The 12,909-nt window shown below is 43.7% G+C and carries 9 protein-coding genes; 6 read left to right on the top strand and 3 right to left on the bottom strand.

What is annotated here, in order from left to right; translation table 11 throughout:
- The first annotated feature begins 184 nt into the window (after window positions 1-184).
- Together B3R91_RS12540 and B3R91_RS12545 are read left to right on the top strand one after the other, a co-directional pair.
- Window positions 185-2,407: an NADP-dependent isocitrate dehydrogenase gene (locus tag B3R91_RS12540; RefSeq protein WP_286797929.1), complete on the top strand. Its 2,223-nt coding sequence runs from the start codon at window positions 185-187 to the stop codon at window positions 2,405-2,407.
- A gap of 426 nt (window positions 2,408-2,833) precedes the next feature.
- On the top strand, window positions 2,834-3,214 hold the full coding sequence (locus B3R91_RS12545) for a potassium channel family protein (protein ID WP_286797930.1): 381 nt from the start codon (window positions 2,834-2,836) through the stop codon (window positions 3,212-3,214).
- Window positions 3,215-3,327: 113 nt separating this feature from the next.
- Here the strand turns inward: B3R91_RS12545 and icd are convergent, their stop codons facing one another.
- Window positions 3,328-4,587: an NADP-dependent isocitrate dehydrogenase gene (icd, locus tag B3R91_RS12550; RefSeq protein WP_068407608.1), complete on the bottom strand. Its 1,260-nt coding sequence runs from the start codon at window positions 4,585-4,587 to the stop codon at window positions 3,328-3,330.
- Window positions 4,588-5,094: 507 nt separating this feature from the next.
- Between icd and B3R91_RS12555 the strand changes: the two genes are divergently transcribed.
- On the top strand, window positions 5,095-5,721 hold the full coding sequence (locus tag B3R91_RS12555) for a pseudouridine synthase (protein WP_286797931.1): 627 nt from the start codon (window positions 5,095-5,097) through the stop codon (window positions 5,719-5,721).
- A 251-nt stretch (window positions 5,722-5,972) separates the two neighbouring features.
- Window positions 5,973-6,794 (top strand): CopM family metallochaperone, encoded by an 822-nt coding sequence (copM, locus tag B3R91_RS12560; protein ID WP_286797932.1) that lies wholly within the window; start codon window positions 5,973-5,975, stop codon window positions 6,792-6,794.
- Between the two features lie 135 nt (window positions 6,795-6,929).
- Here the strand turns inward: copM and B3R91_RS12565 are convergent, their stop codons facing one another.
- Window positions 6,930-8,900, bottom strand: coding sequence for a M61 family metallopeptidase (locus B3R91_RS12565; RefSeq protein WP_286797934.1), 1,971 nt, complete (start codon window positions 8,898-8,900; stop codon window positions 6,930-6,932).
- 33 nt (window positions 8,901-8,933) lie between these two features.
- On the opposite strand from B3R91_RS12565, the gene B3R91_RS12570 reads away from it, so the two are divergent.
- On the top strand, window positions 8,934-9,089 hold the full coding sequence (locus B3R91_RS12570) for a hypothetical protein (protein WP_201590376.1): 156 nt from the start codon (window positions 8,934-8,936) through the stop codon (window positions 9,087-9,089).
- A 137-nt stretch (window positions 9,090-9,226) separates the two neighbouring features.
- A complete protein-coding gene (locus tag B3R91_RS12575; RefSeq protein WP_068407618.1) occupies window positions 9,227-9,712 on the top strand; it encodes an FKBP-type peptidyl-prolyl cis-trans isomerase in 486 nt (161 codons plus the stop codon).
- Window positions 9,713-10,194: 482 nt separating this feature from the next.
- Here the strand turns inward: B3R91_RS12575 and B3R91_RS12580 are convergent, their stop codons facing one another.
- Complete coding sequence (locus B3R91_RS12580; RefSeq protein ID WP_286797936.1) at window positions 10,195-12,405, bottom strand: carboxy terminal-processing peptidase; 2,211 nt, start codon at window positions 12,403-12,405, stop codon at window positions 10,195-10,197.
- Between the last annotated feature and the right edge of the window lie 504 nt (window positions 12,406-12,909).

Raw genomic sequence — 12,909 nt, forward strand, 5'->3', positions numbered from 1 at the left:
CGAAACTTTTCTCGCCGTCATACTCGCTCAAGAATGGCACTAAAAGACGACTGATGTATTTGGACCTCGACTGAACCTCGAACCAACCCCGTAGACCATTATGGTATAAGGGCTGTATAAAGCTATTAAATGATACCGCAGCCTTATTAACCTCATTAATGACAACAAGGAATAATCTACTAACATGTCAAAAATTATTTATACAAAAACTGACGAAGCCCCAGCGCTTGCCACCTTATCATTTTTGCCGATTGTAAAAGCATTTGCCCAGACAGCAGGCGTCGATGTTGAAACCAGTGATATCTCGGTCGCGGCGCGTGTGTTGGCTGAATTTCCAGAATACTTAACCGAAGAGCAGCGCGTTCCAAATAACTTAGAAGCGCTTGGCAAATTGACTCAAGATCCAAACGCCAATATCATTAAACTACCAAATATCAGTGCTTCTGTACAGCAGCTAAAAGCGGCTATCAAAGAGCTACAAGCTAAAGGCTACGCGATTCCTGACTTTCCAGACGAGCCAAAAAACGCAGAGGAAGAAGAAATCCGTCGCCGTTATGGCAAAAGCTTAGGCAGCTCGGTCAACCCTGTATTACGTGAAGGTAACTCAGACCGCCGTGCGCCAAAAGCAGTCAAAAACTACGCGCGTAAACATCCGCACTCGATGGGCGAATGGAAACAGTGGTCACAGACACACGTTTCGCACATGCACAGCGGCGACTTTTATGACGGCGAGCAGTCGATGACCTTGGATAAAGCGCGTACCGTGCGTATGGAGCTGTTGCTCGAAGACGGTACGACCAAGGTATTAAAACCAAAGATTGCCTTACTTGATAAAGAAGTCATCGACTTGATGTTTATGAGCAAAAAAGCGCTGCTTGAGTTCTATGAGCGTGAAATGGAAGATTGCCGCGAAGCCGGTATTTTATTCTCATTACACGTAAAAGCCACGATGATGAAGGTGTCACATCCTATTGTCTTCGGTCACGCGGTGCGCATTTATTATAAAGACGCCTTCCAAAAACATGGCGCGTTATTTGATGAGCTAGGTATCAACGTCAATAACGGTATGGCAAGCTTGTACGAAAAAATCACCGAATTGCCAGCCAGCTTACGTGAAGAGATTGAGCGCGATCTCCATGCCTGCCAAGTACATCGTCCGCGTCTAGCGATGGTTGATTCTTCAAAAGGTATCACCAACTTCCATTCTCCAAGTGACGTGATTGTCGATGCGTCAATGCCCGCGATGATTCGTAACGGCGGTAAAATGTGGGGCGCTGATGGTAAATTATATGACTGTAAAGCGGTCATGCCTGAATCGACCTTTGCGCGTATTTACCAAGAGATGATTAACTTCTGTAAGTGGCATGGTAACTTTGACCCAACCACCATGGGTACGGTGCCAAACGTTGGTTTGATGGCACAAAAAGCAGAAGAATACGGCTCACACGACAAAACCTTTGAATCTAGTGATAACGGTATCGCACGTATCGTCGATATCGACTCAGGCGAAGTCTTACTTGAACAGCGTGTTGAAAAAGGCGACATCTGGCGCATGTGTCAGACCAAAGATGACCCTATCCAAGACTGGGTTAAGCTTGCAGTACGCCGTGCGCGCGAATCAGATACGCCAGTTATTTTCTGGCTCGACCCATACCGTCCACACGAAAACGAGCTGATTAAAAAGGTTAAAACCTACCTAAAAGATCATGACACCAACGGTCTGCACATCGAAATCATGTCACAAGTTCGCGCCATGCGTTATACCCTAGAGCGCGTTGCCCGTGGTTTAGATACGATTTCTGCGACTGGTAATATTTTGCGTGATTATCTGACTGATTTGTTCCCGATTTTAGAATTGGGCACCAGTGCGAAAATGCTATCAGTTGTGCCACTAATGAAAGGCGGCGGTTTGTTCGAAACAGGTGCAGGCGGTTCAGCACCGAAGCACGTACAGCAGCTGCTTGAAGAAAACCACCTACGTTGGGATTCTCTCGGTGAGTTCCTAGCCTTGACCGAATCTTTAGAGCATTTGGCGAAAAATGATGATAATGCCAAAGCGAAAGTATTGGCAGACGCCCTTGATAGAGCCACCGAAACACTACTGTTAAATGACAAATCGCCATCACGTAAAACTGGCGAGCTTGATAACCGTGGTAGTCATTTCTATCTGGCAAAATACTGGGCAGAAGAACTGGCTGCTCAAGATGAAAATAGCGAGCTAAAAGCACAGTTTGCGCCGCTGGCCCAAAAACTTGAAGACAATGAAGCCGCTATCGTTGAGCAGCTGAATGAAGTTCAAGGTAAGTCGATGGATCTAAAAGGCTACTATTTAGCAGATGAAGCGTTGGCTGAAAAAGCCATGCGTCCAAGTCCGTTATTCAACGAAGCTATTGCTTCATTGTCATAAATGCTTGGTTGCAAATAAGATAAAGCTGGCTGAACAAGCTTTATTAAAGTCAGTTTAAAACAAACGCCCCAATAGTCCTAGGCTATTGGGGCGTTTTTATAGGTTCTGTGCTGCTTAAAACGTTCAAAGCAAACACCTACACCAATGTTTTATATGAAGCGCCCTACTGCTATGGTTAGATGACGCTCAATGTTAAAATTATTTTTGAGCATTTACTGGGCCTAAGACTAAGCATAAGCATAAGCATAATACTGAGCGTATGGATGAAATCTTATGATACTAGAAAAAATAACAACCGCCAGAGGAACTCTTTTTATTTATATCCTCACTGGCAGTATATGGTATTTACTGACGCATTTTTTACCGGACAATAGGTGGCGCGATATATTTACTATCGGCCTTGCCTTCTTATTTTGCGGGATTTTTATGTGGTCGCTTTTTAGCACCTTGCAGCGCATCTATGGCGATGATGGCAATTTATGGAAAGAGCTTGCGATGACAACGCTTAATGTCTTTTTATTTTTGCTTACCTTTTCGGCACTTTATTACGAAGTCGGCATCGTCGACACCACGCTCGATGGTAATCCCATTTCGCAAGATTTTTGGGCGTGCTGCTACTATGCTGTCGTCACTTTCACTTCAACAGGCTATGGTGATTTTCGGCCACAAGGCATGACTCGGGTTTTTGCAAGTTTACAGGCATTGATTGGCTACTTAGTGCTCGGTTTAATGGCTTCAACCAGCTTATCGGTGGTCAAATGGACAGCGAATGGTAGCGGTAAAAATCGTGGTAAAAATGACAGCTAAACTTATTATTCAATAATCAGTATAAAAACCATAAGCACAAAAAAACCATCTATAAAAATATAGATGATTTATTGTTTACGCTATAAATTATAAAATCACATGCTATAAAGCCCTTACGCATCCATGTGTTTAATAATGGCTTTGCCAAACTCCGAGCTACTGAGCAAAATAGCATCTGGCATCAAACGCTCAAAGTCATAAGTGACGGTTTTGTTTTTAATCGCGCCTTTGATACCTGCGATAACAAGATCAGCCGCTTCTATCCAGCCCATATCACGCAGCATCATCTCCGCCGATAAAATTAACGAACCTGGATTGACCTTATCTTGACCGGCATATTTAGGCGCTGTGCCATGAGTGGCTTCATAAACAGCGATTGAGCCGCCTTTATTGGCACCCGGCGCGATACCGATACCGCCAACTTCAGCAGCGAGCGCATCAGAGATATAATCACCGTTTAAGTTCAAGGTTGCCACAACTGAATATTCAGCAGGGCGCATCAGGATTTGCTGCAAAAAAGCATCAGCGATGACGTCTTTAATGATAATGTCATTACCGGTTTTTGGGTTTTTCATCGTCATCCAAGGCCCGCCATCGAGCAGCTCCGCACCAAAACGTTCAGCGGCAAGCTCATAGCCCCATTCTTTAAACGCGCCTTCGGTAAACTTCATGATATTACCTTTGTGCACGAGAGTGACGCTCGGTAAGTCATTATCGATTGCATGCTGGATAGCTTTACGTACCAAACGCTGCGAGCCTTCTTTTGATACAGGCTTGATGCCGATACCGCAGTCATCTGAGAAACGGATTTTGGTCACGCCCATCTCTTCCTTTAGGAATTTAATAACTTTTTTGGCGTCATCACTGCCCGCTTTCCACTCGATACCGGCATAAATATCTTCTGAGTTTTCGCGGAAAATCACCATATCGGTCAGCTCTGGGCTATGCACAGGACTTGGTACACCCTCAAACCAGCGTACGGGACGCTGACAGACGTACAGGTCAAGCTCTTGCCGTAACGCGACGTTTAATGAGCGCATACCGCCGCCAACTGGCGTGGTCAGAGGCCCTTTAATGCTTATGACATACTCGCGCAAAATCTCTAGCGTTTCGGTCGGCATGTATTCGCCGTCGTAAATCTTAGAAGCTTTTTCGCCGCAATAAACTTCCATCCAAACGATCGATTTTTTGCCTTGATAGGCTTTTGCTACGGCGGCATCGACGACTTTAATCATCACCGGCGTGATATCGACGCCAATGCCATCGCCTTCGATAAAGGGAATAATCGGATGATTAGGGACATTTAGGGACAGATCAGCGTTGACGGTTATTTTTGCGCCGTCTCTTGGGACGATAACTTTATCATAGGGCATGGGATCAAACTCCTTTTATACTTATATATTGGTTGCGCCAGTTTCCTTGGCGTTCTGTTATGCTAGCTAAAACATTTTGGCTTTAAAATGGCAGTATGCTAGCGAGTTAAATACCAACCATTTACGTAAAATCCCCCTAAGCCAATAGGTTTAAAAATATGTTAGAGAGTTATTTTAAAAATCCTATTTTTTGCCATTATTTCTATGACTAAAGCACCAAAGTTGCGTAAAGCAAAAATGTTGAGTGTTATAATCTCTATCAGATTAATGACATAAAAATATCACCATTTACCTTAAATAGTGTACTAACATAAAAGCATGACTGATAATTTTTCTTTTGCATATGACAGTTTTACCAATCAATACTATAAATACCACAATGCTAACAAGGTTATCTTTTAACCACAATCCGTTTTTTACTTTTGCGTAAAAACATTTTAGACTGCCGTGCACGCCATTTGTTAACCATGTTGTAGCTATCAATTTATTTTTAGGAAATGCCATTTTATGTCGACCTCTAGCTTAGTTTTATTCAACAAACCTTACGGCGTACAGAGTCAATTTCGTGATAACAGCAATAATGAACACACCACTCTATCGCAGTACTTCACTGACAAATCGCTGCGCGTTGCTGGTCGACTTGATGCAACCTCAGAAGGCTTGTTGATTTTGACCAGTGACGGACGAGTAAATAAAGCCATTACTCAGCCGCCGTCAGCCAAGAACTTTGCCCAAAATAAAAAAAAACAAGGGAAGACCTATTTGGTACAAGTCGAAGGTTTGGTAAGCACTGCTCAATTAGAGCAATTGGCGGCGGGAGTACATTTAAAAGACGGCAAAACCTTGCCAGCAGTTGCACGACTGGTCGAGGAAGGCGATTTGCCGATTGACTTATGGCAACGTAATCCGCCCATTCGCGAGCGTAAAAACGTGCCAACGTCATGGCTAATGCTAACTATTTATGAGGGCAAAAATCGCCAAGTAAGACGCATGACCGCCCATGTTGGACTGCCTTGCTTGCGTCTGATTCGTTGGTCGGTGGCAGGATTTGAGCTTGGTTCGCTTGGTGTTGGTGAGTTTGTGCGTATTTACCTAAATAGTGAGCGCTGTCGGCAGTTAGGAATTGTCGATTAGATTAGCGTGGCAAATTAAACCTTATCCGCTTATATGAGCCAATTTTGCTCTGATTTAAATATTACGACTTTTTAAACGGCGTGTCTCGAACGCGTAAGGTTTATTTGTTAAGATGCAAAACTGCGCTGACTTGCCAACCTTGCCGTATTTTCGCGTTTTATATCGGTTTAAATTTGGCCATTATTTATCTTGCTTTCTGTCTTATTCTTCGTTGAGCCTGTTTTCTGTTTTTTTGATAGTAAGGATATATCATGATTGCCTCTCGTCATTTTGCTTTGTTTGCTACCAGTGTGGCTACTACCCTGCTGCTAATCGCCTGCCAGCCAGCAACTGAGGATAATGAGGTAATGCCAATAGAAGAGGCCACTCAAGCCACTAATGAACCATCTGAAACAGCTCCCGAGGATGCTCACGCTGGGCACGACGTCGCTGCCAATGATGTTACAGTAAACGCTGAAAAAATGTCAGATATGCTGAAAGACTATACAAAGTCAATGATCAGTATGCATAATGAAATGATGGTTGGTATGGGTTATAACGATCCTGATACCGCCTTTGCTAAAGGCATGCTCGGGCATCATCGCGGCGCGGTAGATATGGCAAAAATCGAGCTAAAGTACGGCACTGATGAAACCATGCGTAAACTTGCACAAGACATCATCGACTCGCAGCAGCTTGAGATTGATATTCTTAATAAATGGCTCGCAAGCCATCCTGATGCGCCCAAACCAAAACCCAATACCGAAGCCATGCAAGAAGCGTATGTAAAGGGAACGAATACCATGCATAGCGATATGATGCTCGGTATTGCTGAGCCTGTCGCTGATATGGCCTTTGCGCGCGGTATGCTGCCGCATCATATTGGCGCAGTAGACATGGCAAAAGTGCAACTCCAATACGGTACCGATGAAGAAATGCGCAAATTGGCACAAGACATTATCGATGCTCAGCAGCCTGAGATTGAGTTGATACAAAACTGGATTGCGGCAAATAAAGCCCCTGACACAGCGATTACAGACTCCGATAAAGCTGTTATCAATGATGAAGAAAATAATAAAGAAGCGATCAAATAGACAAATAAGTCTACGAGTTAAACAGCTATAAACTTTTAACTATTATTTATAGCACTCCGAATATTAAAAATATAAACCCTTGCTAAGTACGCAGCTTAGCAAGGGTTTTTAATGTCTTCATGCTTTATTATTTATCTATTCACTTTGATGGCGTGCTAGCGCATTTAGCCATGTATTTTCAGTATTGGCGTACCCGACAGAGTCCCCATCGTCTTCACAATCTGTACTCGCCCTTGCTAGACGTAAGCTGACGCTATGTGGAAATGCTTTTTCATTATCGTCATACTCGCCTTTATCAGCGAAATCAGATTTAGATAATACTTTCACCGTCATCAGCTCATCACGGCGAAATAAATGGCATTCCACAGCGCGCGTGGCCTTACTAAGCGTTGCTAATTGCTTAGTGTCTGCTTTGATACCATCGATTGCGACGACGACATCATGGGCTGAAATGCCAGCCTTAGCAGCGATACTATCACGTGTCACGCGATTAACCTTAAGACCCAGTGGCGTCTCACTACAGCGCATGCCCCATGGCACATGTTTATCCGCCGTCTCTTTGGTATTAGGGTAAATTTTAATACCATTTGCTGTGAGCAGTGCCTCTAGTGGAAGCTCCTCAACGCCATTAACATAACGGCGCTCAAACTCTTCCCAATCTGCTAACGGCATAAACTGCCCGATAACTGCACCCATATCGGCACTACTGATGCCAATACGTTTATTATCCTTTTGCTTTGCTTGGCTATAAAATTCTTTAACCACATCAAACAAACGATAACGCCCAGCACTTTTTGTAAGCAGGGTTAAATCCAAGCATAACGCCACCAACGCGCCTTTGTTGTAATAACTGATACCTGCATTGCCGGTATTTTCATCGTTGCGATACAGCTTAATCCAAGCATCAAAGCTCGACTCGGCGACACTCTGATGCGTGCGCCCCGGTGTTTGATAGTAGCGATTGATTTGCTCAGCCAGTAATTTAAGGTAACTTGCTTTATCAATGACACCTGACGCCTGCAACATAAAATCATCGATATAAGAGGTAAAACCTTCAAACACCCAAAGCAGCGGCGTAAAAGCTTCGCGGCGTAAATCCACCTCTAGCATCACATCTGGACGGACAGTTTTGACCCACCACGCATGAAAATACTCGTGACTGCATAAGCCCAAAAAGCGTTGATAGTCGCTACTTGGTACTTTTGGCTCATCAGCATTGGACAAATCGCGACGCGGGATAATCAAACTGGTCGAGTTGATATGCTCAAGCCCGCCATAATCCTGCCCACTGGCAAAGGTCATAAAGGTGTAATCGTTAAAGGGCGCATCGCCGAGCCAATCTAGATAAGTTTGACAGATTTGAGTAACATCTTGCTGCAAGCGTCCCATGTTAGCGCTATGCTTACCTGAAAGATAAAAATGATGGCTAAGCGTCTGATGCTTATCATCTTGAATGATAAAATCAAAGTTATCTTGTTCGGCAAACTCAAACGGATGATCGATCAGCTCATGATAGCTGTCTGCTTGTAGAGTATATATTCGCAGCTTATCAATTTGCGACTGTACTGCCTCAAGTCCACACGCCAAGCGCACAAGACTAGCGTCTTTATCAGTTAAAAATGCAGCTGGCACGATTAAATTAACTTCTACTGCTTTCTGCTCTTGCCCATCAATCGCTAATGCAAGCGAGGTAAAGTTACCATACAGACGCTGCTGGTCGATATACGCAGTACGCACCGATAAATCATAACAATACACTTCATAATGGACGCGTATGCGTTGCCCTGCCTGCGCCTCTGGCAACTGCCATGTATTTTTATCGGTTTTTTGCGCGCGGTACGTGTTGATTTGTTTATCGTTAGAAACGACTTGACTGTCTAAAATTTCATAATGTACCGCAGTGATATTACGGGCAAATTCACGCATTAAATAGCTACCCGGAATCCATGCTGGCAACCATAGACTTGGCGCGTCGGTATCAGCGGTAAAGGTCAGCGCGACATCGACCAAATGCTCTAAAAACCGGGCAAAGTCAAATTGATAAGAGATATCTGCACTCTGCTGATTCGAATTATTAATCGGTGAGGCTTGAGAAGATAAATTCATAATCGTTATTATCCTTATGTTTATGACTATGGTATGAGCCATCCTGTAAAAACGCAACTGGCAAACTTTAGCCTCTTACCTTTACCAACCACCAAAACTGAAAAATCATATTTATTTACATTAATTCGCCCAATAATTGCTATTTTTTCGGATTTTAACCTTGAAACCAATGGCAGGCATCGCAATTAAAGATGCTAACTGCTAAAGTTACCCTAATAAACTGATGATAATTAACTAATGACGTGGCTATTTGGCTGGCTGATTGGCTTTTTTAGGTTTATTGCAACCGTATTTAAATTTCAATAACGACATATTTAGGATAATTTATGACTACTATCGCAAAAGACACTGCCGTCAAGTTTAACTACACGCTAAAAGACGACGAAGGCAATATCCTTGACCAGTCTCCAGAAGGTCAACCGCTTGCGTATTTACATGGCCATAGCAACATCATCCCAGGTCTTGAGCAACAACTAGAAGGCAAATCTGCTGGCGAAAGAGTCAATGCTGTTGTAGAGCCTGCTGATGGTTACGGTGAATACCAAGAACAAGCGGTACAACATGTACCACGCGAAAACTTCCAAGGCGTTGATGATATCCAGCCTGGTATGCAGTTTCAGTCAGAAGCTGGCGGTCAAGTGATGCTAGTAACTGTCACTGACGTCAACGATAAAGAAGTGACGGTTGATGCAAACCATCCGTTAGCTGGTAAGCGTTTGACCTTTGATGTAGAAATTCAAGAAGTACGCGCGGCGACTGAAGACGAACTAAACCACGGCCATATCCATGGCGCTGGTGGCGTTGAGCACTAATCTCTTCTTGAGTTTGGCGTAAAATTTTCAGACGATAAGATGCTTAGACGAATAGTTAATTATTAATGAATAGTTATTGATAATAATAGCGTCGTCTAGCTAAAAAGGTCAGTAGAGCAATCTACTGACCTTTTTTTGGATAAGTTTTAGAGATTACAGACGTAACAAAGCCGCATAACGACAAGCATTATGCGGCTTTTATCACCAACCATCCATGTTAATGTTATCAGATACTTAATCCCGGAGCATCTTATAACGTACAGGCATCCAGCCTTATCTTCCCTAATCAGCAAACCACCTATCCCTGATGCGACCTTTGCGATACCAATCCCTAGTATCTATGAACCTTTTCGTTCAATCGTGCCGTACAGTTATAATCGCAGATTGGCATGAGGTTAGTAAGAGGTCTAAACGTCAATGCGTGTAAGCATATGCTTACACGCATTGACGTTGCCGATAATGACTGTTCAAGAGTTGCTTTTTTATAGCTTCTCTTCTGGGCTAGCCTGCATCTTTGGATCAGCGCTAAGCATGATATAAGCCGCTTCCTTAATGAAGGCTTCATCCTCAGGTAGCTCAGGACGCTCACTTTCTTTCATCTGACTGCGCTCTTCAAACTTTGCGTCCATAGCGGCTTGGTAAGTATTCCAATTGGCATAAGGACGCTCGCCCGTTGCAATCAGACGTTTATTTTCCGCTTCCAATGAGCGTTTTTCTATCAACTGCATTTTGGCGCGGCGGCTATTGATATCAAGAGGAATCGGTTTTTTCTCATCTTCCATATTACGAATATCATTTAGCGTCGATAGATACACAAAGTGCGGGTTTTGCTGCTGACGGATTTTTGATTGCTGATTTAACGTTGCTAAAGTATTGGCAGAGAATTTACCTTCAGGCTTATAAGGGGCAGTTTTAATGGTATCCCATGGTAAGGCTTTTTTCTGCGCGCGCTCGCCAAAGGTCGCATCATCGTAGATATTGACCAATTCAATATCAGGGACCACGCCTTTATTTTGCGTACTACCGCCAGTGACGCGGTAGAACTTACGCTGCGTGAGCGTCGCTGTACCCAAAGCCAAGCTGTCTAGCTGGATTTGCGCCGAACCTTTACCAGTCGTGGTACTACCGACCACCAGCCCGCGACCGTAATCCTGAATCGCGGCAGCAAAGATTTCACTGGCAGAGGCAGAGGCCAAATTGGTCAGCACGACCACTTTGCCGTCATAAAGCTGCTCGCCGCCATCGTCATCGCGGTAGACTTGAATATTGCCGCGATTGTCGCGAATTTGCACCAATGGGCCGCTTTTAATAAAGAAGCCGAGCATTTTCGCAACTTCATCGAGCGAGCCGCCTGGGTTATTACGTAAATCAACCACTAGACCTTCGATATTTTCTTTATTCAGCGCTTTAAGGGCTTTTTCGGTATCGTCACTGACACTACGGTACTCTTCACCATTGCGGCGCGCGCGATAGTTGAGATAAAAACTTGGTATCTCAAGCACACCGATACGTTTTGGCGTTTTATCGATATTGGGACGCTGTACTTCAACGACGCGCTGTTTTACGCCCGACTCTTCTTGCTGAATAATATCGCGTACTACCGTCACATTACGGGCGCTGGTATCGGGCGTATTTGGTTGACGCACCTTAATGGTCACCGAGGTGCCACGTTTACCGCGAATCAGACCGACGATTTCACGTGTTGACCAACCAACCACATCAATCATGGTTTCGCCGTCTTTGGCAATACCAATAATCAAATCATTGGGCTTAATCTGCCCAGATTTCGCTGCTGGACCACCATCTACCAAAGTGACAATGCGGGTATAATCTGGGTTTTTACGGTCAGGACGAATCGAAACCCCGATGCCTTCTAATTGCAGACTCGATTGAATTTGTAGCTCATTGGCTTGGATTGGCGCATAATAATTACTGTGCGGGTCATAAGTGAGCATTGCCGTATTTAAGATGGTTTCCATGATTTCATCATCTTTTAGACGCGCAAGCTGCTCTTGCTGACGCGATAAGCGGTTGAGCAAAATCTCACTTGGTGTACGCTCATCATTACGCAGCAAGTCTTGACCGCGCGTGATATCAGGATTGCTTAAAAAGACTTTCTCTTTCGCCTTCTCATCTTCTTGACCTAAGGTAATGCTCATCAACTGAAATTTCAGCTGGCGCGTCCAATAGTCGCGCTGTTCTTTTTTGGTTTTAAAATGACTGAGCTTTTCGCGGTCAAGGACGATGCTATCTTTACTGGTCAAATCTATCTTGGTTTTCAGCAATTGTTTTGATAGGGTAAAATATTCATTAGAGCGCTGACGGTAACGCTCAAAAATCGCCACTCCAGCCGATAGGTCGCCACGTTTTAGGCGCGCGGCAAATTCGTCGGCATATTTTTTCTTAAATTCATCGACATCAGATTGCAAAAACAAGGTATGGTTTGGATCGAGACTGTCAATATACATAGACAAAATCTCGCTACCCATGGCGCTATCGAGCGGCTGATTGAGATAATGGCTGCGATCCAGCAAAGCGGCTACTTGGCGGGTAGTAACCTGTTGCTCAGGGGTGGCTTTAAAGCCTGCTGTATTGCTATCAGCCACTGCGGTACTGTAGCTTTGAGTGAGGATAAGACCAGCGACGCCCACTGACGCTACACTGAGTAACCACTGTGCTGGTTGTTTTTTCATCGTATATACCTAATTATTTTAAGTTAAAAGTATGCTGAGTTGTTATTACTAATAAAGGTTATTTAATAGACTATGAGCCAAAAAATGTCGTGATTTTTCACCCTATTATATTTACCATTAAACCATAGGTTACGCTAGCATTAAAAGCAGGCAAATATAGGATAGTTATCTTAGGATAGATCCTTATTTTCATTGTTAAAAATCAATCAATACTAGCATAGCTATAAATACGCCACTGTCTCAATCTGTATAAACAATCTTACACACGGTCTGGCTATTTTGTAGCGCATCCATTGGTGCATTTGGTTATAAGCGTGAATCATCTTGTTTAAGCTTAGCATTTAAACCTGACTTATTTAAGCCAAGCAAACCGCTATTATGTGCATCTTGCAATCACTGGCATAATATAAGGTAAATGTAAGTAGCGACAAACCGTCCGCAACAGAAAGATTATTCATAAGAAAAAACCCTCTCATCTCTAAGCTCTGTCTCGATTTGACTTAT

This window comes from Psychrobacter sp. UBA6291 (assembly GCF_002439405.1).
Taxonomy (GTDB): domain Bacteria; phylum Pseudomonadota; class Gammaproteobacteria; order Pseudomonadales; family Moraxellaceae; genus Psychrobacter; species Psychrobacter faecalis.

Excerpts from the sequence above, each read along its gene's own strand:
- B3R91_RS12540 (WP_286797929.1), top strand. The coding sequence starts at position 185 with ATGTCAAAAATTATTTATACAAAAACTGACGAAGCCCCAGCGCTTGCC.
- B3R91_RS12545 (WP_286797930.1), top strand. The coding sequence starts at position 2,834 with ATGTGGTCGCTTTTTAGCACCTTGCAGCGCATCTATGGCGATGATGGC.
- icd (WP_068407608.1), bottom strand. The coding sequence starts at position 4,587 with ATGCCCTATGATAAAGTTATCGTCCCAAGAGACGGCGCAAAAATAACC.
- B3R91_RS12555 (WP_286797931.1), top strand. The coding sequence starts at position 5,095 with ATGTCGACCTCTAGCTTAGTTTTATTCAACAAACCTTACGGCGTACAG.
- copM (WP_286797932.1), top strand. The coding sequence starts at position 5,973 with ATGATTGCCTCTCGTCATTTTGCTTTGTTTGCTACCAGTGTGGCTACT.
- B3R91_RS12565 (WP_286797934.1), bottom strand. The coding sequence starts at position 8,900 with ATGAATTTATCTTCTCAAGCCTCACCGATTAATAATTCGAATCAGCAG.
- B3R91_RS12570 (WP_201590376.1), top strand. The coding sequence starts at position 8,934 with ATGAGCCATCCTGTAAAAACGCAACTGGCAAACTTTAGCCTCTTACCT.
- B3R91_RS12575 (WP_068407618.1), top strand. The coding sequence starts at position 9,227 with ATGACTACTATCGCAAAAGACACTGCCGTCAAGTTTAACTACACGCTA.
- B3R91_RS12580 (WP_286797936.1), bottom strand. The coding sequence starts at position 12,405 with ATGAAAAAACAACCAGCACAGTGGTTACTCAGTGTAGCGTCAGTGGGC.